20 protein-coding genes are annotated in these 24,293 nt (G+C 46.9%); 9 read left to right on the plus strand and 11 right to left on the minus strand.

Annotated elements, in window-relative coordinates; genetic code table 11:
* Positions 1–22 precede the first annotated feature (22 nt).
* The 4 genes from CSW98_RS03015 (at position 23) to CSW98_RS03030 (ending at position 5,694) form a co-directional block, all read left to right on the plus strand.
* Positions 23–523 carry a YfbU family protein gene (locus CSW98_RS03015; protein WP_100798955.1) on the plus strand — a complete coding sequence of 167 codons (501 nt, stop codon included), beginning with the start codon at positions 23–25 and terminating at the stop codon, positions 521–523.
* A 273-nt stretch (positions 524–796) separates the two neighbouring features.
* A complete protein-coding gene (locus tag CSW98_RS03020) occupies positions 797–2,731 on the plus strand; it encodes a PrkA family serine protein kinase (protein ID WP_100798956.1) in 1,935 nt (644 codons plus the stop codon).
* 141 nt (positions 2,732–2,872) lie between these two features.
* Positions 2,873–4,147, plus strand: coding sequence for a YeaH/YhbH family protein (locus CSW98_RS03025; RefSeq protein ID WP_100798957.1), 1,275 nt, complete (start codon positions 2,873–2,875; stop codon positions 4,145–4,147).
* Positions 4,148–4,155: 8 nt separating this feature from the next.
* Entirely contained in the window at positions 4,156–5,694 is a 1,539-nt protein-coding gene (locus CSW98_RS03030; RefSeq protein WP_100798958.1) for a SpoVR family protein, read from the plus strand.
* A gap of 60 nt (positions 5,695–5,754) precedes the next feature.
* On the opposite strand, the gene kdsB is transcribed toward CSW98_RS03030, so the two are convergent.
* The 5 genes from kdsB to CSW98_RS03055 are packed head-to-tail and all read right to left on the minus strand — an operon-like array spanning position 5,755 to position 11,713.
* Positions 5,755–6,507 (minus strand): 3-deoxy-manno-octulosonate cytidylyltransferase, encoded by a 753-nt coding sequence (kdsB, locus tag CSW98_RS03035; RefSeq protein WP_100798959.1) that lies wholly within the window; start codon positions 6,505–6,507, stop codon positions 5,755–5,757.
* Entirely contained in the window at positions 6,507–6,686 is a 180-nt protein-coding gene (locus CSW98_RS03040; RefSeq protein WP_100798960.1) for a Trm112 family protein, read from the minus strand. The genes kdsB and CSW98_RS03040 overlap by 1 nt, the downstream gene beginning before the upstream one ends.
* Positions 6,667–7,677, minus strand: coding sequence for a tetraacyldisaccharide 4'-kinase (lpxK, locus tag CSW98_RS03045; protein WP_100798961.1), 1,011 nt, complete (start codon positions 7,675–7,677; stop codon positions 6,667–6,669). Before lpxK ends, CSW98_RS03040 begins: the two co-directional genes overlap by 20 nt.
* An 11-nt stretch (positions 7,678–7,688) precedes the next feature.
* Complete coding sequence (gene msbA / locus CSW98_RS03050) at positions 7,689–9,440, minus strand: lipid A ABC transporter ATP-binding protein/permease MsbA (protein WP_100798962.1); 1,752 nt, start codon at positions 9,438–9,440, stop codon at positions 7,689–7,691.
* Between the two features lie 29 nt (positions 9,441–9,469).
* The gene (locus CSW98_RS03055; RefSeq protein WP_100798963.1) at positions 9,470–11,713 is read right to left on the minus strand and encodes a DNA internalization-related competence protein ComEC/Rec2; all 2,244 of its coding nucleotides are present in this window, start codon (positions 11,711–11,713) and stop codon (positions 9,470–9,472) included.
* A gap of 8 nt (positions 11,714–11,721) precedes the next feature.
* Here CSW98_RS03055 and CSW98_RS03060 point away from each other — a divergent pair, with 8 nt between their 5' ends.
* On the plus strand, positions 11,722–12,231 hold the full coding sequence (locus CSW98_RS03060; RefSeq protein WP_100798964.1) for a DUF2062 domain-containing protein: 510 nt from the start codon (positions 11,722–11,724) through the stop codon (positions 12,229–12,231).
* Between the two features lie 97 nt (positions 12,232–12,328).
* On the opposite strand, the gene lolE is transcribed toward CSW98_RS03060, so the two are convergent.
* Genes lolE through lolC form a run of 3 tightly spaced genes read right to left on the minus strand, consistent with a single transcriptional unit; the run spans position 12,329 to position 15,468 of the window.
* Complete coding sequence (gene lolE, locus CSW98_RS03065) at positions 12,329–13,573, minus strand: lipoprotein-releasing ABC transporter permease subunit LolE (protein WP_100798965.1); 1,245 nt, start codon at positions 13,571–13,573, stop codon at positions 12,329–12,331.
* Between the two features lies 1 nt (position 13,574).
* A complete protein-coding gene (gene lolD, locus CSW98_RS03070) occupies positions 13,575–14,270 on the minus strand; it encodes a lipoprotein-releasing ABC transporter ATP-binding protein LolD (protein ID WP_100798966.1) in 696 nt (231 codons plus the stop codon).
* A complete protein-coding gene (gene lolC / locus CSW98_RS03075) occupies positions 14,263–15,468 on the minus strand; it encodes a lipoprotein-releasing ABC transporter permease subunit LolC (RefSeq protein ID WP_100798967.1) in 1,206 nt (401 codons plus the stop codon). The genes lolD and lolC overlap by 8 nt, the downstream gene beginning before the upstream one ends.
* A gap of 157 nt (positions 15,469–15,625) precedes the next feature.
* Between lolC and CSW98_RS03080 the strand changes: the two genes are divergently transcribed.
* From CSW98_RS03080 to CSW98_RS03095, 4 genes are all read left to right on the plus strand, one after another.
* Positions 15,626–16,195, plus strand: coding sequence for a PilZ domain-containing protein (locus CSW98_RS03080; protein ID WP_100798968.1), 570 nt, complete (start codon positions 15,626–15,628; stop codon positions 16,193–16,195).
* Between the two features lie 5 nt (positions 16,196–16,200).
* The gene (gene mfd / locus CSW98_RS03085; protein ID WP_100798969.1) at positions 16,201–19,665 is read left to right on the plus strand and encodes a transcription-repair coupling factor; all 3,465 of its coding nucleotides are present in this window, start codon (positions 16,201–16,203) and stop codon (positions 19,663–19,665) included.
* A 110-nt stretch (positions 19,666–19,775) separates the two neighbouring features.
* Positions 19,776–20,576 carry a peptidoglycan binding protein CsiV gene (locus CSW98_RS03090; RefSeq protein WP_100798970.1) on the plus strand — a complete coding sequence of 267 codons (801 nt, stop codon included), beginning with the start codon at positions 19,776–19,778 and terminating at the stop codon, positions 20,574–20,576.
* Positions 20,577–20,600: 24 nt separating this feature from the next.
* Positions 20,601–21,152 (plus strand): GNAT family N-acetyltransferase, encoded by a 552-nt coding sequence (locus CSW98_RS03095; protein WP_100798971.1) that lies wholly within the window; start codon positions 20,601–20,603, stop codon positions 21,150–21,152.
* Between the two features lie 89 nt (positions 21,153–21,241).
* Here CSW98_RS03095 and CSW98_RS03100 read toward each other — a convergent pair whose 3' ends face one another.
* The 3 genes from CSW98_RS03100 to CSW98_RS03110 all read right to left on the minus strand — a co-directional run bounded on the left by CSW98_RS03100 (position 21,242) and on the right by CSW98_RS03110 (position 24,289).
* Positions 21,242–22,528: an NAD(P)/FAD-dependent oxidoreductase gene (locus CSW98_RS03100; protein WP_100798972.1), complete on the minus strand. Its 1,287-nt coding sequence runs from the start codon at positions 22,526–22,528 to the stop codon at positions 21,242–21,244.
* A 292-nt stretch (positions 22,529–22,820) separates the two neighbouring features.
* Positions 22,821–23,363: an alpha/beta hydrolase YcfP gene (gene ycfP / locus CSW98_RS03105; RefSeq protein ID WP_100798973.1), complete on the minus strand. Its 543-nt coding sequence runs from the start codon at positions 23,361–23,363 to the stop codon at positions 22,821–22,823.
* Positions 23,364–23,437: 74 nt separating this feature from the next.
* On the minus strand, positions 23,438–24,289 hold the full coding sequence (locus CSW98_RS03110; RefSeq protein WP_100799154.1) for a phosphotransferase: 852 nt from the start codon (positions 24,287–24,289) through the stop codon (positions 23,438–23,440).
* Positions 24,290–24,293: the final 4 nt, after the last annotated feature.

A 24,293-nucleotide genomic window follows, 5' to 3' on the forward strand; every position in this document is an offset into this window, starting at 1 on the left:
CAGAATAAAAGAGGCCTCAAATATGGAAATGACCAGTGCTCAACGCCTTATCCTTTCAAATCAGTACTATCTGATGTCCCAGTTGGATCCGGCAAACTCAGCCAAGTATAAACGCCTGCAGACCATTGTTGAACGTGGCTATGGATTACAGATGTGTGAACTTAACAAAGAGTTTGGCTGCCTGCCGGAAGCAGAATGTAAAGAAATTATTGATATCATGGAAATGTATCACGCCATGCAGGAATCACATAAAATGCTCGGTAATGAAGAACAGACAAAGGTCGATCCACGCCGTCTGCAGTTTCTGGGATTCGATATGGCCAAAGAGGCACAGTTGGTTTGCTATGTCCGCTTTCTGGTAGATTCCGAAGGTTTGTACCCACAATTTGAAAAAGGTGAGCATAACTTCAATGCTCAGGTGCCTATGCTGGAAAAATACCGCCGTATGTCAGCGACCTGGAAAAGCTGCCCGCGTCAGTACCACCTGTCTTCAACTGAACTGGTACAGATTTTTAACGCATAACCGGAAAACGGGCTTTACGCCCGTTTTTTTATTCTTCCCCTGTCAACTTCATTATCAACTTCATTTATCCTGACAATCTCTCCTGCATAACTCCATTCACTTTTTATATAACACCATTCACTCGATGTATAAGTCCATTCCTTCTTTTCAGTCATGTATATAAAAAATAAATACATAATTATTAAGCAAAAACTAAAAACAGGGTCTAGTCTTAAAAGGTATACAACATGAGATAACTGCGCATTGAGTTTGACGTTTTAGAGGGGCATTCACATGAGTATTTTTGACCACTATCAGGCACGCTACGAAGCCGCCAAGGATGAAGAACTTTCGCTTCAGGATTTTTTAACACTTTGTCAGAAAGACAAGAGCGCATACGCCAATGCAGCAGAGCGACTATTGCTTGCCATTGGCCAGCCTGAGGTTGTCGATACCGCACAAAATCCCCGGCTCAGCCGGATTTTTTCCAACCGGGTCATCTCTCGTTATAAAACGTTTGAAGACTTCTATGGCATGGAAGAAGCAATAGAACAGATTGTCTCTTACCTGAAACATGCGGCTCAAGGACTGGAAGAAAGAAAACAGATCCTTTATCTGCTGGGACCGGTAGGTGGCGGTAAATCATCACTGGCTGAAAAACTGAAAAGCCTGATGGAGAAAATGCCTATTTACGTATTATCCGCAAATGGTCAGCGCAGTCCAGTCAACGACCACCCTTTCTGTCTGTTTGATGTCAATGAAGACGGTGACTTACTGCAATCTGAGTACGGAATCTCCAAGCGTTACTTACGTTCTGTAATGTCACCATGGGCAGCCAAACGGCTGCATGAATTCGGCGGTGATATCACTCGCTTTAAGGTGGTCAAAGTCCGTCCGTCCATTCTGGATCAGATCGCAGTTGCTAAAACAGAGCCCGGAGACGAAAACAATCAGGACATTTCATCTCTGGTCGGTAAAGTTGATATCCGTCAGTTAGAACATTACGCTCAGGATGATCCCGATGCATACAGCTATTCCGGTGCACTATGTAAATCCAATCAAGGTCTGATGGAGTTTGTAGAGATGTTCAAAGCACCAATAAAAGTGCTGCATCCACTACTGACGGCGACTCAGGAAGGTAACTACAATGGTACAGAAGGCCTTTCCGCCCTGCCGTTTGAAGGCATGATTCTGGCACACTCCAATGAATCTGAATGGCAGACTTTCCGTAATAATAAAAATAATGAAGCTTTTCTGGATCGGGTCTATATCGTAAAAGTGCCTTATTGCCTACGGGTTTCAGAAGAAGTCAAAATCTACCAGAAACTGCTCGACCACAGTGAACTGTCCAAAGCCCCGTGCTCACCAAGCACTCTGGAAACACTGGCTCAGTTCAGCATTCTTTCGCGCATGAAAGATCCGGAAAACTCCTCCATTTTTTCCAAGATGCGGGTTTATGATGGTGAAACACTGAAAGATACCGATCCGAAAGCGAAAAGCTATCAGGAATACAGAGATTTTGCCGGTGTTGACGAAGGTATGTCAGGGCTGTCTACCCGCTTTGCCTTTAAGATCCTGTCCCGGGTATTCAACTTCGATCAAACCGAAGTAGCCGCTAACCCGGTTCACCTGTTTTACGTTATCGAACAACAGGTAGAGCGGGAACAGTTTCCTCAGGAAACCGCCGAACGTTATCTGGAATTCCTGAAAGGTTATCTGGTGCCTAAGTACATCGAATTTATCGGCAAAGAAATTCAGACGGCCTACCTAGAATCCTATTCCGAATACGGACAAAACATCTTTGACCGCTACGTAACCTACGCTGATTTCTGGATACAGGATCAGGAATACCGGGATCCGGAAACCGGCCAACTCTTTGACCGCGCAGCTCTGAACAACGAACTGGAGAAAATAGAAAAAACAGCCGGGATCAGCAATCCCAAAGATTTCCGCAATGAAATTGTCAACTTTGTACTGCGTGCAAGAGCCAATAATGAAGGAAAAAATCCGGTATGGACCAGCTATGAAAAACTTCGCACAGTTATCGAGAAGAAAATGTTCTCGAATACTGAAGAACTTCTGCCGGTCATCTCCTTCAATGCAAAAACCTCCAGTGACGATCAGAAAAAACACGATGATTTTGTCGCTCGTATGATGGAAAAAGGCTACACCAGAAAACAGGTTCGTTTGCTGTCTGAATGGTATTTACGTGTACGTAAGTCCTCATAATACAGTGCCTACTATGAGCGGGTATTACCGGCGGCTAGCACTTATTACGTGCTGGTGATACCTCCCATTTTTTACCCGGATAGTGTCCAAATAACCGGCCGCTGACCATGTTTCCGGGGTGGCGTTGATAAGGAGAGACTCATGGCTCAATTTATAGACAGAAGACTGAACAGTAAAAATAAAAGCATGGTTAACCGCCAGCGGTTTTTGCGTCGTTATAAAGAGCAGATAAAAGAATCTGTCGCTGACGCCGTAAATCGCCGCTCGATTACCGACACAGAAACTGGAGAAGACGTTTCTATCCCACACCGTGATATTAAAGAACCAGTTTTTCACCATGGACAAGGGGGGATTCGGGAACGCGTTCATCCGGGGAATGATCAGTTTAGCCCGGGGGATAAAATAGAACGCCCGCCCGGAGGTCAGGGCGGAGGTGATGGTAGTGGTGAAGGAGATGCCAGCCCGGATGGCGAAGGTCAGGATGAATTTGTCTTCCAGATCTCTAAAGAAGAATATCTGGATATGCTATTTGAGGATCTGGAACTGCCCAATCTGGAAAAAAACCAGAACACAAAAATAGTCGAGTGGAAAAAAACTCGTGCAGGTTATCAGACTGCGGGAATTCCCTCTAATATCGCCATTATCCGTTCACTCCAGCAATCACTGGCGAGAAGAACCGCTATGACTGCGGGAAAAAAACGCCTGCTTCAAGAACTCGAGCAAACACTGGAACAGCTTCGTAAGATCGAACCGGCACAGCCCATAGAAGAGAAACGAATCCGGCAGGAAATTGAAGAACTGCGGCAGAAAATTGCTGCTGTACCTTTTATAGACAGCTTTGATTTGCGTTTTAAAAATTATGACAAACGCCCGGTTCCCTCCAGTCAGGCCGTGATGTTCTGTCTGATGGATGTTTCCGGTTCAATGGATCAGGCAACCAAAGACATCGCTAAGCGTTTTTATGTACTCCTGTATATGTTCCTGAATCGCACCTATGAAAATGTGGAAGTCGTTTTTATCCGACACCATACTCAGGCAAAAGAGGTCGATGAACATGAGTTTTTCTACTCTCAGGAAACCGGTGGAACCATTGTCTCCAGCGCACTGAAACTGATGAAAGAGATTATAGAAAAACGGTTCCCTCTTAATGAATGGAATATCTATGCTGCACAAGCGTCCGACGGAGATAACTGGGCTGATGACTCACCAAAATGTAAAGAGCTGCTGCAGAACAGTCTGCTGCCAACCTGCCAGTATTATGCCTATATTGAAATAACCCGCCGGTCTCACCAGACACTATGGCATGAATACGAAAAACTTCAGCAATCCTATCATCACTTTGCAATGAAAAATATTCGTGATGTAGATGATATCTACCCGGTATTCAGAGAGCTGTTCAGAAAAGAGACGGCTTAGGGGGCGCAATGACAACAAAGGATAAAGTAAAAAAAACAGCATCTACTCAGAAACGGCATCCGTTACCGGATGGTCCGGACTGGACTTTCCCTCTTCTGGAAGAGTATCACCGGGAGATTAAACGTGTAGCAGACCATTACCGTCTGGAAACCTATCCTAACCAGATAGAGGTTATCACCTCCGAGCAGATGATGGATGCCTACTCCAGTATCGGCATGCCTATCAACTACCATCACTGGTCATTCGGTAAAAAATTCATCCAGACCGAACAGAATTATAAACATGGCCAGATGGGACTGGCCTATGAAATTGTGATCAACTCCGATCCCTGCATCTCTTACCTGATGGAGGAGAATACGGTAACCATGCAAGCTCTGGTGATGGCACATGCCTGCTACGGACACAACTCTTTCTTCAAAGGGAATTATCTGTTTCAGACCTGGACTGATGCCAGTTCTATTATCGACTATCTGCTGTTTGCCCGAAAGTATATTTCTGATTGTGAAGAAAAATACGGAGAAGAAGAGGTCGAACAGATTCTGGACTCCTGCCATGCCCTGATGAACTTCGGGGTGGACCGGTACAAACGACCGGAAAAAATCTCCATTGCAGAAGAGAAAGCCCGTCAGGAAGAAAGAGAGGCCTACCTGCAATCACAAGTCAATGAACTGTGGCGTACCGTGCCGAAATCAAAACAGAAATCCGAAGAAGAAAAGATGCGCTTTCCTTCCGAACCACAAGAAAACATTCTTTACTTTATCGAAAAACACGCCCCCCTTCTGGAGCCCTGGCAGCGTGAAATTGTACGTATTATCCGTAAAATCAGTCAGTATTTTTATCCGCAGAAACAGACACAGGTGATGAATGAAGGGTGGGCAACCTTCTGGCACTACACCATACTGAACCATCTGTATGATGAAGGACTGGTAACCGATAAGCTGATGCTGGAGTTTCTGCACAGCCACACAAATGTCATTGCCCAGCCGCCGTATAACAGTCCTTACTTCAGTGGCATTAATCCTTATGCTCTCGGCTTTGCCATGTATCAGGATATCCGTCGCATCTGCGAAGAACCGACGGATGAAGATAAGGAGTGGTTTCCTAACCTTGCAGGTACGGACTGGCTTGATGCCGTACATTTTGCGATGCAGAACTTTAAAGATGAGAGTTTTATCAGCCAATATCTGTCTCCAAAACTCATCCGGGATTTCAAGCTGTTTTCTATTCTGGATGATGACAGGAAGAACTACATCGAAATCAGTGCCATCCATAATGAAATCGGTTATCGGGAAATCCGAGAGAAACTTGCCTCACAGTACAACCTAAGTAAACTGGAGCCGAATATTCAGGTCTGGAATGTGGATGTCCGGGGAGATCGTTCCATGACTCTGCTGTATAACCCTCATGACCGTATTCCTCTGGCGAAAAATTATCCGGAGGTACTGAAACACCTGCACCGTCTCTGGGGGTTCGACGTTATACTGGAAGAATTAACTGATTCAGGAAGAAGAACCCGGCTGGCAACCTGCCCGCCCAAAGAAGAATAATCCCTCAAATAAATCCTCCCTGACCACGGGAGGATTTATTATTGAGATTTTCCGGCCTGTTCAGCTACGACCGATCAGCGCCCTTACTGCTTCCAGATCGTCCTGCGTATCCACACCGGCAGGAGGTGCTTCTTTCGCGACAGCAACATGAATTTTTTCGCCATACCAGAGCACTCTTAACTGTTCCAGAGATTCGATCTTTTCCAGAGAACTTGGCAGCCAGTTAACATACGTATTTATAAATCCTGCACGGTAAGCATAAATACCGATATGACGCAACAATGGCTGGTGAACGAGTCTGTCTTCCTGAGCAAAACTGTCCCGGTCCCAGGGAATGGTTGCCCGGCTGAAATACAGCGCGTAACCATCTTTATCCGTCACCACTTTCACCGCATTTGGATTAAAGACTTCAGCAGCCTCAGTGATCTCTACTCCGAGAGTCGCCATAGGGGCGATACTACCGGCCAGATTATCGGCGACCTGACGAATAATCACCGGAGGGATCAAGGGCTCATCTCCCTGCACATTAACAATGATCTGATCATCGGCAATTGCCATTTTCTGCACAACCTCAGCCAGCCGTTCTGTCCCAGACTGATGTTCAGGTGAAGTCATACAGACAGTGGCACCAAATGCCTTCGCAGCCGCTTCAACACGAGTATCATCGGTCGCAATAATCACTGAATCTGCCCCAGCCTGTAATGACTGCTCATACACCCACTGGATCATCGGCTTGCCACCGATATCAGCCAGAGGCTTACCCGGCAGGCGCGTCGACTGATAACGTGCCGGAATAACAACCGTAAATGACATTACCGTCCCTCATCCATACTCATCGTTCTGGCTTCTGATTCCAACAATACAGGAATACCATCTTTAATTGGAAAGGCCAGACGATCTAATTTACATATAAGTTCTTGATTTTTAGCATCATAGACCAGCTTACCCTTACAAACTGGGCAGGCAACGATTTCAAGCAGACGGTGATCCATATTCTTTCCTGTTTTCTGTGATTTTGTTCAGTAATAACGCTTTATCATGTGGATTAAAGCAGGCCGTAACGGGAAGATACCACCAGTTATCTCTGGCAAATGAATCACACTTCACCGCATCCTTTTCTGTCATGATAATATTGTTTCCAAAGGCTTCCAGCGCCTTTAATTCATCCGGTTTAAAATCCTGATGATCCGCAAATCCCTGAGTTTTGACGATATCCGCGCCAAGCCCGGCAAGGGTCTTAAAGAAACGAGGCGGATGACCGATACCGGCGACAGCAACCAGCCTATCCAGATCTTTCACCCTTTTTTCTTCTCCAGTCACCAGATTAACCGCCCATGATGCCTGCAACGTAAACGATAACTCTCCCGGCTGAGCCTCTCCTCCGTTAGAAATAACGAAATCAACTTCTTTCAGTCTTTCCAGCCCTTCCCGCAGCGGCCCGGCGGGAATGTATTGCTGGTTACCGAAACGTCGCTGTCCATCGACGACGATCAGCTCAATATCACGCTGCAGCGCATAATGCTGTAATCCGTCGTCTGTGATGATGATATCAACATCACTCTCGCCAAGCAGCGCCTTAACAGCATTGGAACGGTGTGGATCAACCGCTACCGGCACTCCGGTACGTTTATAAATCAACTTTGGTTCATCACCGCTCTGAGCCCCCGGCGTATCCTTATTCAAGATCAGCGGGTAGGCTGGGGCTTTTCCGCCGTAACCGCGGGACACAACCCCGGGCTTAAATCCAAGCTGCAACAACTGCTCCACCAGCCAGATAACTACCGGTGTTTTTCCGTTTCCCCCAGCAGTAATATTTCCCACAACAATAACTGGTACCGGCGCTTTATAACTGGGCTTTTGTCCTGACCGAAATGCATTCCGGCGTGAACGGCTTATCCACCGGAATAACAGACTCAACGGCCACAAAAAAGGATAAAGCAACCAGCTGATAGGGTGATTATCAAACCATATTTTCTCTATCACCGTGGAGATTCCTAATCGCCAAACTGAGTCAGATGTAATTGAGCGTAAACACCTTTACGCTCCATCAGTTCCGGATGTGAACCACGTTCTATCACCTCTCCGTCATCGATCACCAGAATTTGATCTGCATTCTCAATGGTTGACAGACGGTGAGCAATCACCAAAACTGTCTTGTTTTTCTGCAGCTCATCCAACGCGGCCTGAATAGCACGCTCTGATTCTGTATCCAGTGCAGACGTTGCCTCATCCAGAATCAGTACTGGTGCATCACGCAACAATGCCCGGGCAATCGCAATACGCTGTCGTTGCCCCCCGGACAAACTTGCTCCGTTTTCACCAATCACCGTATGCAGCCCTTCCGGCATGTTATCAATGAATTCCATAGCATGTGCCAGACGTGCCGCCTCTTCTATCTGCTCCAGGCTATAATCTTTCTCTGCGGCGTAAGCAATGTTATTAGCAATCGTGTCATTGAACAGGTGCACATTCTGCGAAACCAGCGCAAAATGGGTACGCAGGTTGGTCAGCGTATATTCCCGGATATCATGCCCGTCCAGTTTGATACTACCGCTGTCAACATCATAAAAACGGGTAAACAGATTAGCGATGGTACTTTTACCAGAACCGGACCGGCCGACAAGCGCCACCGTATTTCCTTGCGGAATATCAAAACTGACGTTACGCAATGCCGGTTTTTCCTTACCCTGATAGGTAAAAGTCACCTCTTCTACTTTAATATTACCCTGCACTCTTGCCTGCTCTAACGTTCCTGAATCTTCCTCTGTAGCGAGTTCCATCAGTGCGAATAAAGTCTGACTGGCCGCCATACCACGCTGAAACTGAGAGGTCACATTAGTCAGTGCCTTAAGCGGGCGCATCAGGCCAAACATGGCCGAAAAGATAACCGTAAAGGTGCCGGGGGTAAGCTCATTCCGGATCGCATCAAAGCTCGCCAGATATAAAACTGCAATTAAGGCAAATGAAGCAATGATCTGAATAATAGGATTGGCCGCAGCCTGAGCGGTCACCAATTTCATGCTCTGCTGACGCATTTGATTACTGACTTTATCAAATCGCTGACTTTCCAGATCCTGCCCGCCATAACTGAGAACCACTTTATGTCCTTTCAGCATCTGTTCCGCAGAAGAGGTTACATGTCCCATCGTTGTCTGCATGTTTTTACTGATCTTACGAAAACGCTTAGATACGATGCTAATGCCCCAAGCAACAACGGGAGCGACAATCAGCAGTACCAGCGACAACTCCCAGCTGTTCCAGAACATCAGAAACAACAGCCCGGCGATACTGGCGCCCTCGCGGACAATACTCACCAAAGCCCGGCTGGTCGCCCCTGCGACCTGCTCTGAATCATAAGTAATACGGGAAAGAAGAGCTCCGGTTGATTCCCGGTCAAAAAATGCAACCGGCATATGGATAAACTGACGGAAAATTTTACGCCGCATCAGCATCACCACATTACCGGAGACCCAGTTCAGGCAATAGGACGAAATAAAGTTACTGCTTCCCCGGATCAGCATCATCACCAGGATGATCATTGGGAGAACCTTAAGAAAATCTGAATCCGTACTGCCAAATCCTTCGTCAAGGAGTGGCTTCAGCAAAGAAACCATATACGTATCACTGGCGGCACTCATCACCAGAGCCACAACCGCTACTCCTAAGCCTTGCTTATACAGGCGGATAAACTGCCATAACCGCTTAAAAGTCTGCCAGGTGGTTTCGTCATATTGCTGTGTGGACATAACTACAACTATTCAAATAAAAATATTCGTTATTCTACTCTGTTACGCAGACTCTGCCTATACCAGGGCTGCGAATCTGTCGCCCTGAGCGAGCTGATTTGCCAGCTTTTATCCTTTACTTTGACTGAAATCTGACCATATTCACCGGTATCCATCCAGATCGTTCCTCTGTCGATATAAGTATCGACCACCATTTCAGATGGCATCCCCCACTGATTACCTTTTCCCAGAGACGCGATAGCTACTTTCGGCTGAACCCGTTCCACAAAACCATGAGTTGATGAGGTCTGGCTGCCATGATGCGGCACCAGCATGATATCCGAACGTAACCGATCGCCTCCCCGGCTAAGCAGATATTCGCTGATACCATCGATATCCCCCGTGAGTAACACACTCACATCTTCATCCGAAATACGGATCACACATGAATGCGGATTATAGGCACGCCTGACGCTTTGTGGCGGCCATAGCACCTGAAAATCTAACCCCTTCCACCGCCAGACATTGCCCCGGATACAAGGCAGATAACCGGGAAGCCGCTCGCTGGCTCGGCGTAATACCGGTGAGAAGTATGTTTCAATAAAATCCCGTCCCCCGGCATGGTCTGAATCGGTATGACTCAGAATCAACTCATCCAGTTGATCTACGCCGCGCCGAATCAGTACCGGAGCGATCACCGATTCAGCAATACTCCCTCCGTTCCAACGGTATCCGGTGTCATAAAGGATATGCCCGCCATCCCGGCTAATCAGTACCGCCAGCCCATGCCCGACATCCAGCACATCCAGTTGCCAGCCACCGGCTTCATGTCTGAAACCAAGACATAAACAGGCAATGCTTACCAGCAATACCTGCAGGAAACGTTCAAGCAACGGTGATAATATCCACACAATAACAACTACAGCCAATATACATGCAGCTGTACCTGAAAGATGAAGCCACATGTCTTCCGTATAATCAATGGCGAAGAGCACAGGTTCCAGCCCGAGATCGGCCAGCCGAAGAAGCCATACTGAACTACCCGGAGCAATAAAACTGACCATCAGTGCCAGAAAGATCAGTGGCACCAGAACGAAGGTAAACCAGGGAACAAAAATAAGATTATACAGTGGCGAGATCAGACTGATACCGGAAAAGAAATGCCCGCTTACCGGGGTCATAACCAACACCAGCATACCCTGCATCAGTACCAATTGTTTCAACTTCCCGGAACGAATAAAGATCGTACATCCCAGCAACAGATAAATGGCAGCAACGGCACAAAATGACATCCAGAAACTAATAGCAAAAGGGGCAAAAGGATCAAAAAACAGAATGATACACACCGTCAGTAACAATATCTGCCAGCGGCTATAGGTTAAACGTAATTGCGGCAAGACAGAAATCAGAAAACACATCATCAGTGCCCGCTGAGTAGGCAGACTGAAACCGGCCAGCCACGCATAAAAAACCGCCAGAAATAACCCTGTCAGCATTGGGAAAAATAACATCCCAGGGTGCAGTAAAGAAAATGACTTACCGGCTAACCAACCAAGCATAAAAGCAATTCCGATATGCAGTCCGGAAATAGCAACAAGATGGATCAGTCCGCTGGATTTCAGTTTATTCCAAAGCTGCGGAGGGATATAATTACGGTCTCCGAATGCCAATGCCATTAATAGTGGCTGCCCTTCCAGATTACGACTCAGGTCAGCTATCCGGGCATGCAATAGTAAGCGCAGGGATACCTCCTCGGTTAATCGCTGTGACTTACCCTGCATAATCGCATTGGCATGCAAATGCTGACTGACATAGTATTTCTCCTGATCGAACCCTGCTTCATTCAGTCGTCCGTATACAGGTTTTAGGCGTACATCCAGTTTCCAGCGTTCACCGAGGAGAAATTGTTCACCGGATGGGATTGCCAGCTTAATGTACGGACGGAATAAATGATTAATTTTCCGGCTATTGATACTTTCAACAGAAAAATTCATGATCTGCCCATGACTTATTTCTTTAAAAAGGCTGTCAACTTTCCCAGTTATGGTAATATCCCGTCCGTCCTGAAATACGGTTTCCACCCGGATCTGATACAGATGTGCACAGACAGCAGTAACAATAACAGCAAGTAACCCTCCCCGAATCCATCGGAGCCGGTGAAAGCAAAAACTAAATAATAAAGATGTGGCCAGAATAATCAGCCACTTCAAACCGGGAATTATAGGCCAGTACTGAGCTGACACTGTCATCACAGAAAAACAGACCAGATTCCAGCTGTTTATTAAGAGAGTCATTATTCCTTATGCCAAAGAAAGTAATTAGACGTTTTTTGCCGGATCACGAAGTGATCAAGCGTCAGAAAGCACTGAAAATTTTTGGTAACGTATTGTACAACCCGAACCTTTGGTGTCTGAACCGCCGCTCTGCATCCGGTGCTTTTGCCGTTGGTCTTTTTATGGCTTTTGTTCCTCTTCCGAGTCAGATGATAATGGCCGCCGGACTGGCTATTATTTGTGGTGTTAATCTGCCTCTCTCTGTCGTACTGGTTTGGATCAGTAACCCTATCACTATGCCGGTGATGTTCTACTTTGCTTATAAGGTCGGCGCAAAGGTCATGCACCTTCATCCGCAGCACTTCCATTTTGAACTATCATGGAACTTTCTGGTTCAGCAGATCGGTACAATTGCCCCCCCTTTACTGCTAGGTTGTGCCATTTGCGGAATAACCTGTGCAATAATTGGCTTTTTTGGTATCCGGGGACTATGGCGCTATTCCGTAGTAAGAAGCTGGCAGAAACGTTCTGTAAGATAACCGGATATGGATAAACAAACATCCTGTCTGAAAAGAATTTTGAGCAGATATCAACCTATTATGCAACAGGGCCGCAAATGCGGCCCTTTTTACATGTTTACTTAGAACTCAGCACTTCAGCCGGGTTCATCTGGCTGGCCTTCTGAGCCGGATACCAAGTTGCGAGCAGGCTAAGTCCAACAGCCGTACCTGACACCACAAGTACATCAGAAAAATTGACCTGAGAAGGCAAAAAGTCGATAAAATAAATATCGCCGGATAGAAAATGATGTCCGGTGAGCTGTTCCAGCCCCTGAAGAAGAGCGGTCAGATTTACGGCAATCACTACACCGAACAAACTGCCGATAAGACTGCCTGATAGACCGGAAAATACTCCCAACCAGATAAAGACACGTTTAATCAGGCCATCTGTAGCTCCCATAGTCCGTAGAATGGCAATCTCAGAAGCTCGGTCCTTAACCGCCATCATCAGTGTAGAAACAATATTAAAACAAGCCACACTGATCACCAGAACCATCACCAGATACATAATGGTACGAACCATCTGAATATCGCGATATAGAAAACCAAATTTCTGCTTCCAGCTGCGCAGATAGACATACACCGAAATCTGATTACCCAATTGCCGGACAATATTCTGAGCATTCAATACATCTGACGTCCGGATGGATACACCACTCACCTGCTCACCCATACGGGCATATTGCTGGGCATCCGGCAGAGGAATCAATGCCAGAGAGTGATCAATCTGGCCTCCCAGCTCCAACAGCCCCGATACGATTACCCGCACCCGACGAGGAGAACGCATAACATCACTATTACCCAGTTGAGGAAGTACCAAAGTGACACTGTCACCCACCATTACACCTAAACTCAGCGCAATCCCTTTCCCCAAAATGACCTGATGATTTCCCGGCTGGAAATCGGTCCAAGCCGCCCCCTCAATGTAGCGTGACAGATCAGAGACCTTATCTTCCCACTGCGGATCAACACCACGAATTTCCAGGGCTTTCAGCGTCTGACCTTTTTCGGCCAGGCCGGTAAAGCGCACATAAGGAGCCGCACCAGTGACCTGTGGGTGGGCTTCCACCTCTTCTATCACAGTAGACCAATCGGCTATTCCGCCTTTTACCGCTTCCAGTTCTCCGTGAGGAATCACCGCCAGTACCCGCTGCTCCAATTCTTTCTCAAAACCATTCATGGCAGAAAGACCGATAATAATCACTGCTACACCAACAGCAATTCCGATGGTAGAAGAGACCGAAATAAACGAGACCAGTTTATTTCTCTGTTTTGCCCGGCTGAAACGGCTACCGATAAAAAACGACAGGGATGCAAACACTTCAGTCCTCCTTCTGCGACGTCGTATCCGTCAACAGACCATCTTGCATATGCATCCTGCGATCCATTTTTGCAGCCAGTTCTCCATCATGAGTTACCACCAGAAATGCCGTACCGGACTCCCGGTTCAGTTGTCGCATCAAGTCATAAATGGCCAGTGCCGTCGCATGGTCAAGGTTTCCTGTGGGCTCATCGGCCAAAACCAGATCTGGTGTATTCACCAGAGCGCGGGCAATAGCCACTCTCTGTCTTTCTCCGCCGGATAGCTCTGACGGACGATGATCCACCCGGTGCGCCAGTCCGACTTTGTCCAGCATAGACAGAGCTTTTTCTTTTGCTACAGAGGCTTTCTCACCACCAATCATCAGCGGCATGGCCACATTCTCCAGCGCAGAAAAATCAGCCAGCAAATGATGAAACTGATACACAAATCCAAGATGCTGATTACGCAGCCGAGCCTGACGGTTAGCATGCAGTGCCGCCAGTTCGTGTCCGAGAAAAGTCACCTCACCGGAAGACGCGTCATCCAGTGCTCCCAGAATATGCAGCAAAGTACTTTTCCCAGAACCGGATGAACCGACAATAGAAACCAGTTCTCCTTTTTGCATGGAAAAACTGACGCCTTTCAGCACTTCTGTTTCCATTAAGCCTTCACGGTAAGTTTTACAAACAGAACGACATTGTAAAAGGTTATTCATATCTCAAAGCCTCAGCAGGTTTAACAGAAGATGCCCGGTAAGAAGGAAACAGTGTCGCCAGCAGGCTTAAAGCAATCGCCAGTGCGATAATAGTCATGGTCTGCAACGGATTGATCACAACCGGTAAAGTACTGCCTTCATACAGAACCAATCCCGCACTCTGCAAAATCGTGTTCAGATTTGCAGCAATAAGTACCCCCAGCCCTCCTCCGGCCAGTGAACCTATCACTCCGCTGCTGGCACCCTGTACCATAAAAATAATCAGTATCTGCCGGTTGCTTATCCCCTGAGTTTTTAGGATCGCAACTTCTGCCTGCTTCTCCATCACCACCATAATCAATGCAGAAATAATATTAAACGCCGCAACACCGACAATCAGACCAAGCATCAGCCCCATCATATTTTTCTCCATGCGCACAGCCTGAAAAAGCTCCCCCCGCTGTTCCCGCCAGTCACTCCAGAACCAGCCATCAGGAAGACGGGTATGACTCATTTCAGAGACCACAAATGGGTCATCAAAAAACAGCCTCCAGCCTGATATGATGCCGGACTGATGTCTGAGCAGTTTTCCGGCATCCTGAATATGCGTCACCATCAGTTGAGCATCCACATCTGAGCCGGTATTGAAAAGACCAGCCACCAGAAAATTACGCTGGCTGGGAATACGCCCCATCGGGGTATACTGGCTGGCACTGGTGACCATCAGGCGAACTTTATCCCCCACAGTCACATTCAGGCTTCTGGCCAGACTGTGACCAAGGAAAACCCGGTAAGCACCAGGGCTGAGGTAGGAGATATTGCCTCCCATAAGATACTCAGCTATCGGATCCTGCTCTTCCGGCTCGATACCAATAAGCATACCGGCAGCCAACTGAGCAGGGCTCTGGATAACCGCTTCACTTCGGACAACAGGAGCAACACTACGCAAATGAGAAATCGCACTGATAAATTCTGGCGGTTGTGCAGAAAATGTTGTTTTCTCACCTTCCTGATACACGACAGCTTGTGGCAGAACCCCCAGAATCCGTCCCTTGAGCTGAGACTCAAATCCGTTCATAACTGACACAACGGTAACGAGAGACATCACTCCGATGGTAATACCGGCAGTAGACATATAAGAAACAAATCGGCTGAACCTGTCACCGGAACGTCCTCTCAGATAACGCAAACCGATAAATGCCGAAACTGGATGAAACATAAACACATTTTCGAAAATTCGTGGAAGGCCTAATGTAACGGTAATCGCTTTCTATTTGTAGGATTAATTCTAATAAACACGCTATAAACAGTAAGAATTCTTGCTATGTCGCCTGAGTTAGCGATAATCAAAAAGTTAACCAGAAGGATATCAAGGTATGGATCAACAAGAATTTTTCACCGTGCACCACAAACTAACGGTCAATGTCGAACCGCTTCCGTCCGGTTTTACCCTGCCAGATCAAATTATGTTTATTTCAGAGATCCCAGCACCGTTTATTGTTGCCAGTGAATTCAGCCAATTGGACAACCTGACTGAGCATGCAATGAACGACCTGCGTAATAGCGATTTCAGACATGTTATCCAGCTTCTGGAGAATCAGAATAACAAACTTAACCTGCTGCTCACATTTATGCTGGCTCAGCAGGATAACGAAGTACACCGGACATACACCACAGGATTTGGGGCCAGCCGCTTTTCCTACCATTCGGATCGGGAAATTTCACCGGGAACCCTTGCACGAGTGAAACTTTTTCTGGATCATCCCCCTGCAGCCATTTACTGTTATGCAGAAGCGATAGAATGCACACCGAGTGAACCCGGATATGAAGTAGCAATGAAATACAGCCTTCTCCGCGATCAGGATCAGGATTTACTGATCAGAGCCGCGCTCTATCAACAACAAAAGCTATTACGTCAACGATCACTGGATCGCGAAAACCAATAAGAACCATGTCTGAAAATTTGTCTCTTTTATCTCTTGTCACCCCGGATAAAGCGGGTGATAAAAAACAAGTAGGAAATCTTCCCGGTGCTGCTCTGCCACTCGCTATCGCAGAGCTCGCTGCCGTCCATAACGGCCACACCCTGCTGGCTGTGGCGGACCCACAAACCGCATTAAAACTGCTCAGTGAAACCGAACAGTTCTGCCGTAAAGAGGTCAGCCTTTTCCCTGACTGGGAAACGCTGCCCTACGATAACTTTTCTCCGCATCAGGAAATTATTTCCGACCGGATTGCGAAGCTGTTCCAGCTTCCGACTCAGACCAGCGGCATAACCATAGTACCGGTCAGCACTTTACTTCAGAGGCAATCCCCACGGGATTTCCTGCTGCAACACACTCTGATCGTAAAAGCAGGGGATCGCTATTCTCTGGAAAAACTGCGCCTGCAACTGGAAAATTCAGGTTACCGCCATGTTGATCAGGTATTCGGTCCTGGTGAATATGCCAGCCGGGGCTCAATTATCGATCTGTTTCCGATGGGAAGCGAGAGTCCTTTCCGAATCGACTTCTTTGATGATGAAATCGACACCATTCGAACCTTTGACCCGGAAAGCCAGAGAACAACCGATGAAATTCAGGAAATCCGCTTGCTTCCGGCTCATGAATTTCCTACCACTGACAGTGCAATTGAAGATTTTCGTATTCGCTGGAGAGAAACATTTGAAGCACGCCGGGAACCTGAGTCCGTTTATATGCAGGTGTCCAAAGGAACCTGGCCGGCAGGGATCGAATACTGGCAGCCACTGTTTTTTGACGAAACAGAAACCCTGTTTGACTATCTGCCGGATAACACCCAACTGCTGACCGTCGGTAATATTGAACCCGCCATCGACGCATTCCTCAGTGATGTGGCTTATCGCTACGAACAGCGCAAGATTGATCCGCTACGTCCTCTGCTACCGCCGGAAAAACTCTGGCTGAAAAAAGATGAGCTGTTCGCCCGCTGTAAGCCTCTCCCTCAGGTACAGCTGAACATCGAAAGCATCAGTGAAAAATCTGGCCGGATAAATACGTCGCTGGAGTCACTCCCTGACCTCTTTGTCCAGCAACAAAACAAAGAACCTCTGGCTGCACTGCGCCGGTTTACCGAGCAATTTACCGGACAAATCGTGTTCTCAGTAGAATCAGAAGGTCGACGGGAAGCCTTACTGGAACTGCTTCAGGGTATCAAGATAAAACCGGCAGAAGCGGATTCGTTTAGCACAGCCGTCCATAGCAAACAGACCATTAGCCTGATACTGGGAGCCGCTGAACACGGTTTTATCCACTCCGCCCCTAATGTGGCATTGATTTGTGAAAGTGATTTGCTGGGTGACCGGGTTATTCAGCGACGACGTAAAGACAGAAAAACGGTTAACAGCGATACGGTTATCCGCCACCTTGCAGAACTCAAACCGGGACAACCCGTTGTGCATCTGGATCATGGTATCGGCCGTTATATCGGACTGCAGACACTGGAAGCCGGAGGACTGACAACAGAATACGTCACTCTGGAATATCAGAATGAAGCCAAACTGTATGTACCGGTTGCTTCACTGAACCTTATCAGCCGTTACTCCGGTGGCGCAGAAGACAGTGCCCCAATTCACAAACTGGGTGGAGAAGCCTGGGTAAAAGCCCGGCGTAAAGCCGCTGAAAAAGTGCGTGATGTTGCTGCAGAGTTGCTGGATGTCTATGCCAAACGGGAGCTAAAACCCGGCTATAAATTTGAACTGGATCGCGGTCAGTATGCCACATTTAAGGCCAATTTCCCGTTTGAGGAAACCGATGATCAGGCGATGGCCATCAATGCCGTTATGTCCGACATGTGTCAGCCCAAAGCGATGGATCGTCTGGTGTGTGGCGATGTCGGTTTTGGTAAAACCGAAGTAGCGATGCGCGCAGCCTTTGTCTGTACCGACAACAGTAAGCAAGTTGCCGTTCTGGTTCCTACAACATTGCTGGCACAGCAGCACTTTGAAAATTTCCGGGATCGCTTCGCGAACCTGCCGGTTCGAGTCGAAGTTCTGTCTCGTTTTAAGTCCGCCAAAGAACAAAAACTTATTCTTGCCGATGTTGCTGACGGCAAGGTTGATATTATTATAGGTACCCACAAACTACTGCAGAACGATATCCGCTTTAAAGACCTTGGCCTGCTTATCGTTGATGAAGAACACCGATTTGGTGTCCGGCAGAAAGAAAAAGTTAAGGCAATGCGTGCCGATGTGGATATCCTGACACTTACGGCAACCCCCATTCCCAGAACCCTGAATATGGCGATGAGTGGTATGCGTGACTTATCAATTATCGCAACCCCTCCGGCTCGTCGTCTGGCGATAAAAACTTTTGTCCGCCAGCGGGAAGAAAGCGTGATAAGGGAAGCCGTACTGCGGGAAATTATGCGTGGTGGTCAGGTCTACTTTCTGCACAATCAAGTCGAAACCATAGATAAGGTCGCCGCTGATCTGGAAAAACTGATCCCAGAAGCCCGGATAACGGTAGCCCACGGGCAAATGCGCGAAAGAGAGCTGGAGCGCATCATGAATGACTTCTATCATCAGCGCTTCAACCTGCTGGTCTGTACAACGATTATCGAAACCGGTATTGATGTACCAACAGCAAATACCATTATTATGGATCATGCCGATAACCTTGGCCTGGCTCAGCTGCATCAGCTACGCGGACGGGTCGGCCGTTCGCATCACCAAGCCTATGCCTATCTGCTGACACCACATCCAAAGACCATGACCAAAGATGCTATCAAGCGTCTAGATGCTATCGCTTCTCTGGAAGATTTAGGCGCGGGCTTTACTCTGGCAACGCATGATCTGGAGATTCGCGGAGCTGGTGAACTCTTAGGCGATGAACAAAGTGGACAGATACAGTCCGTCGGTTTTACCTTGTATATGGAAATGCTGGAACAGGCTGTTGAAGCCTTGAAAGAAGGCAAAGAACCGTCTCTGGACGAACTGCTCAGAGAACAGACGGAAGTTGAATTGAGAATACCGGCACTGCTCCCGGATGATTACATTCCGGATATTAATACCCGCCTGTCAATGTATAAACGTATTGCCAGTGTCCGGAACAGTGATGAACTGGCCGAAATGAAAGTCGAACTGATCGACCGTTTTGGCCTGCTTCCTGATGCAGCGAAAAATCTGCTGACAACCAGCAGTATTAAACTGGAAGCAGCCCAGATCTGCATCAGAAAAATTGAAGCCCACGACAAGGGCGGATATATTGAATTTTATCCGAATGCTGACATTAACCCTATGTTTTTAGTTAAACTGCTTCAGTCTGCACCACAAAAATACAGTATGGATGGTCCGACAAAGGTCAAATTCACGCTATCATTGACAGACAGAAGAGAAAGAACCCGTTTTATACAGGAACTGCTGGAAGAATTTCATCAGAACCGGATGCCGGTAACATAACCGGCAACAACATAATATATCCAGATAGCCTCAAAAAGTTTGGGTATAATGCATCGTTAACTACGGGAAACTTCCGGGTCGGATAAACGGCCCATTTTTGCGGAGTCAAAATGAAAAAACTGATCCCATTACTACTGTCTTTTATTTCTCTATCCGGTAACGCGGCAGAAAGACAGTTTGATGTTGAAATGATTATATTTAAGCGTGCCGTTGACCCTGACAGTCTTCAGGAATCCTGGCCAAATCAGCCTCCGGCGATCGATCTCAGTCAGGCAGCACTATTACAAAATAGTGACTACCTGGAAGCAAAAGGCGTGACCCTGCTTTCTCCGTCTGAATATCAGCTGGCAGAACAGGAAAAACAGCTGGAGCAGCATGCCGGCTACAATGTCCTCGTACATACCGCATGGCGTCAGGGTGATGAAGCTAAAGGTCATTCGCCTGTTTTCCATATTCTGGCCGGACACGATTATTCCGGTAATTACGCAGTTGACGGGAGAGAAAAATCCACCAACATTCTAACAGGCAGTGATACCGGTATCAGTGATGTTCAGGAACAGAGTATAGATAACCCTCTGTATGAGCTGGATGGAAAACTGCAGGTGTATGTCCAGCACTATCTGTTTCTGGAAGCGGATCTGGATCTAAAATCTCCCGGTATCCGGGAGGTCACACTGGAAGATAAGCCACTAGATCTGACCACTGATCCGGCCGATGAGAATACCACGGTACAATTCGGACATCTGGAATCAGTATCACCGACCATTCAGGTGGAGCACTTTCTCAAAAGCTACCGTATGAGCCAGAAGCGCCGTATGCGCAGTGGTGAGATCCATTACCTAGATCATCCGTTAATGGGTATTATTATTCAGGTGCGGAAAGCTGAAGAAGCTGAACAAACCGAAAGCTAAAAAACCGACTTTCGATACAACGGCATGCGAACTCATTTTGCTATCTATACCCAGAAACTGACTCTTCGTCTTCCCTCGATTGAAGAAGCATCTCTGCTGGCTGAGATCATATCCGTATCCCCTACCCTGCATCACTGGCTGGATTGGTGTTCACCGACATTCAGTACCAGTGATGCAGAAGAATTTCTCAGCGCAAATCAGCTTAACTGGATTAAAGATCTTTCCTATGGCTTCGGTATTTACCGTAAAACCGATGAGGCTCTGATCGGTATGGTTGCTGTTTCTGAATTTTATCGCAGCTTCAACATGGCTAGCATAGGCTACTGGGTAGCAGACCCACACCAGAAGCACGGCTACGGTAAAGAAGCTCTGGATGCATTAATCGAATTTTGTTTCGCCCAACTGAATCTGACCCGACTGGAAATTGTCTGCGATCCGGAGAATAACCAAAGTCACCGGCTGGCCGTCAAATGCGGCGCCGTTCAGGAGAGCATAGCCAGAAACCGCTTTATATTTCATGGAAAACCCAGAGACGGCATAGTGCTCTCAGTTATTCCGCAAGATACGATTAAGTGAGAATTAAGACGCTACTCCGTTATTCCCCCTCTAACTACTTCACTTCGCTTTAATCACCGGAGCAGTTGCTCCGGTTCTACTATCACGACTTAGTGCAGTTTAAGGTTCGGTCTAAGTACTCTGTTAATTCTTCCAACAAGCATCATAAGTGCTGTCTTAAACATTCCATGTAGCGCCATTTGGTGCATGCGGTACAAAGAAATATACACGATACGGGCTATGCGACCTTCTATCATCATCGACCCTTTCGTCAGATTACCCATCAGACTACCGACCGTTGAAAAGCGGCTCAGAGATACCAGAGAACCGTGATCCTTATATATATATTCTTTCAGTTTTTTTCCGCCCATTAATGCCCGGATATTGCTGTAAGTAAGACTTGCCATCTGATGTGCCGCCTGCGCTCTCGGAGGAACAAATGATCCATCAGGTTGAGTGCACTGTGCCAGATCTCCGATAACAAAAATACGCTCATCACGTGTCGTCTGCAGCGTACTCTGCACCACAAGCTGATTGATTCGGTTTGTCTCCAGCCCAGCAATATCTTTCATAAAGTCAGGCGCTTTAATGCCCGCAGCCCAAACCATAATTTGTGCCGGGATTTTTTCTCCGTCTTTCGTTGTCAGACCATCATGTTCGGCTTTGGTGATCATGGTGGCGGTACGTACGTTCACACCTAATTTGGTCAGTTCCTGGTGAGCAGCCGAAGAGATTCGTACCGGAAGAGCCGGCAAAATCCGCTCACCGGCTTCAACCAGACTGACATTCAATTTACTGGAATCGATATCTACCCCGTAAGCATTCAGTTCTTTAACAGCATTATGCAACTCGGCTGACAACTCCACCCCTGTTGCACCGGCACCGACAATAGCGATATCAACCGAACCATTACCACTGCTTGAATGCAGTCTCAGGATCTCATTATTCAGTTCACGGCGAAAACGGTGTGCCTGCTCCGGGCTGTCCAGAAAGATGCAGTTTTCCTTAACACCTGCAGTATTAAAATCGTTGGACGTTGAGCCGATTGCCATCACAAGAATATCGTACTCCAGCTCACGCTTTGGCAGCAGAAGCTCACCTTTATCATCTTTCATTTCACTCAGAACAATCACTTGACGTTCACGGTCAATATCTTCCAGACTGCCCAGTTTAAAATCAAAATGATGGTTTTTTGCATGCGCACGATAACTTAATGCATCAATGCCTTCATCCAGAGAGCCGGTCGCTACTTCATGCAGTAAAGGTTTCCACAGATGACTGGTTTTACGGTCAACCAGTGTAATTTCTGCACTGCCTTTACGCCCCATGGTTCTGCCCAGTTTGGTGGCCAGTTCTAAACCACCGGCACCACCACCAACAATAATAATGCGAGTCATACATCGCTCCTCTTGAAGACTAAACTTTAATTTTTATGCAAATCGTTTCAATCTGAGCCATTTTGCTTCTTTTTCTCTGCCGAACTAAAGCGACAGGACTCAAATTGAGAAATTCAATTTTTTTTGATTTATATCAAATTTATTTTAATAAGCACATTATAGCGAGGGATATTCGTATAGCAAGCAGAAAAAGAAAGTATTTACTTTACATATTCAGACAGATTCACACCCTGCCAGAAACAACGCTCAGGCAGGGTGTGAAAAAATAAAACGACTTGGACAGCGGAGACGACTACTCTGCGTTTTTAAACGACTTCATAGCCTGCAGATGGTGGGAGATTTTCTTGAATTTATGGGTTTCCTTATCGTCCCAAATGATATCGTAATACGGCTCCAGCTCGGCTGCTGTTATCTTACTGTCCAGAGCTTCGTCCTGAGTCGACAATACGACCATACAGCGACCTTTATTTTTGGTGCGGAACTTTTCAACACATTTGGTTGCGATGTCTTCATATTCTTCCGGGCGATCAATCTTTCCTTCCATGTTATTTTCCGGATGGAGATTAGGATTAAATATCACCTGTTTTATTCCACATAAAAAGCCGATTCTTTCTGACCAGTACCCACCTAAGCCAACCCCGCAGATCAATGGAGACGGGTCATCTGATAGCTGAATTGCTTTGTTCACTTCTTTCAAAAGATGCTGCATATCATGCTTAGGATGGAGTGTGCTGTAATTGACAAAACGGACATCGTCATCGATAAACTCAAGCTGTAATACTTTCTCATGATTACCGGGACTGGTGGAGTCAAAACCATGCAGGTAAATTATCATGCTGCTTCCCTCATTATTGTTATCTTCTTGATCCAGATACCCTTAGCTTAAAAGCCTTACCGGTGAAACACAAACTATCTCATCGAATTAAGTATCAACTTTAGCTGTCTGGCATGTTGCAAATAACTCTCATCCTGCCATAACTGATAGCCCAGCAGATACCAGAGCATCGTCATCATCTGATTATGCGGTTTCCAGGCATTTACCCCCTGAAACCAGATACCCACGTCTTCTATATTACGAATTTTGCAATAATTGGCTACCGCCAAAGGCATATCCAGTTGCTCAGTTTCAATCGTCATGGCCAAATCCATGCGCGGGTCACCGACCCCGGCATATTCCCAGTCAATGACTTTTAACCCTTGTTCCGTAGTAATCAGATTATACCGCCCGAGGTCAAGATGGCATAAGGAAGGAGAAACCGGAGCAATGACAGGAAGTTGCCGCCATTTAAAATAGAGTTTTTCGTATTCGCTATCTTTAAACTTCGGCTGTAACTGATACCAGTAACCATCAACTTTAGATGTATAGGAAAAAAGCGGGATAGGTTTGTTACGGACATCGACGGCATGGATCCTTGCCAACATACCTATCAGCTCGAACTCATGTACAGGAGTACTAAGCAACTCACCGGAAATCCATTCCACCAGCAGACCATGCTCATTAATAAAAACCGGATCCGGAGCAAAATGGGAAGATTTCAGCGCATCCAGAAGACGATACTCACGAACCCGCGATATCCCATAGGCAGAAGAGACAGAAGACACCGGTCGCCAGACATAAGGGTGTCCATCCTGAGTGATAATTTTCCAGCAACGGTTTGTCAATCCTCCGGACAGGATTTCAGCGATACGCGGCGGTTCCGGAAAAAAGTGTTCCAGCGATGACAAGGATTCATCGAGTGACCGTGCCTCTTCCCAACTCATCTTT

The sequence above is a fragment of the Vibrio sp. HA2012 genome, assembly GCF_002812955.1.
In the GTDB taxonomy this organism is placed as follows: Bacteria; Pseudomonadota; Gammaproteobacteria; order Enterobacterales; family Vibrionaceae; genus Vibrio.

What these genes read in the sequence shown, in the direction of transcription:
- ycfP (WP_100798973.1), bottom strand. Translation starts at nt 23,363, where the DNA reads ATGATAATTTACCTGCATGGTTTTGACTCCACCAGTCCCGGTAATCAT.
- kdsB (WP_100798959.1), bottom strand. Translation starts at nt 6,507, where the DNA reads ATGTCATTTACGGTTGTTATTCCGGCACGTTATCAGTCGACGCGCCTG.
- CSW98_RS03080 (WP_100798968.1), top strand. Translation starts at nt 15,626, where the DNA reads ATGGATCAACAAGAATTTTTCACCGTGCACCACAAACTAACGGTCAAT.
- mfd (WP_100798969.1), top strand. Translation starts at nt 16,201, where the DNA reads ATGTCTGAAAATTTGTCTCTTTTATCTCTTGTCACCCCGGATAAAGCG.
- CSW98_RS03110 (WP_100799154.1), bottom strand. Translation starts at nt 24,289, where the DNA reads ATGAGTTGGGAAGAGGCACGGTCACTCGATGAATCCTTGTCATCGCTG.
- msbA (WP_100798962.1), bottom strand. Translation starts at nt 9,440, where the DNA reads ATGTCCACACAGCAATATGACGAAACCACCTGGCAGACTTTTAAGCGG.
- CSW98_RS03020 (WP_100798956.1), top strand. Translation starts at nt 797, where the DNA reads ATGAGTATTTTTGACCACTATCAGGCACGCTACGAAGCCGCCAAGGAT.
- CSW98_RS03015 (WP_100798955.1), top strand. Translation starts at nt 23, where the DNA reads ATGGAAATGACCAGTGCTCAACGCCTTATCCTTTCAAATCAGTACTAT.
- CSW98_RS03060 (WP_100798964.1), top strand. Translation starts at nt 11,722, where the DNA reads ATGCCAAAGAAAGTAATTAGACGTTTTTTGCCGGATCACGAAGTGATC.
- lolC (WP_100798967.1), bottom strand. Translation starts at nt 15,468, where the DNA reads ATGTTTCATCCAGTTTCGGCATTTATCGGTTTGCGTTATCTGAGAGGA.
- CSW98_RS03055 (WP_100798963.1), bottom strand. Translation starts at nt 11,713, where the DNA reads ATGACTCTCTTAATAAACAGCTGGAATCTGGTCTGTTTTTCTGTGATG.
- CSW98_RS03040 (WP_100798960.1), bottom strand. Translation starts at nt 6,686, where the DNA reads ATGGATCACCGTCTGCTTGAAATCGTTGCCTGCCCAGTTTGTAAGGGT.
- CSW98_RS03025 (WP_100798957.1), top strand. Translation starts at nt 2,873, where the DNA reads ATGGCTCAATTTATAGACAGAAGACTGAACAGTAAAAATAAAAGCATG.
- CSW98_RS03100 (WP_100798972.1), bottom strand. Translation starts at nt 22,528, where the DNA reads ATGACTCGCATTATTATTGTTGGTGGTGGTGCCGGTGGTTTAGAACTG.
- lolD (WP_100798966.1), bottom strand. Translation starts at nt 14,270, where the DNA reads ATGAATAACCTTTTACAATGTCGTTCTGTTTGTAAAACTTACCGTGAA.
- CSW98_RS03030 (WP_100798958.1), top strand. Translation starts at nt 4,156, where the DNA reads ATGACAACAAAGGATAAAGTAAAAAAAACAGCATCTACTCAGAAACGG.
- CSW98_RS03090 (WP_100798970.1), top strand. Translation starts at nt 19,776, where the DNA reads ATGAAAAAACTGATCCCATTACTACTGTCTTTTATTTCTCTATCCGGT.
- CSW98_RS03095 (WP_100798971.1), top strand. Translation starts at nt 20,601, where the DNA reads ATGCGAACTCATTTTGCTATCTATACCCAGAAACTGACTCTTCGTCTT.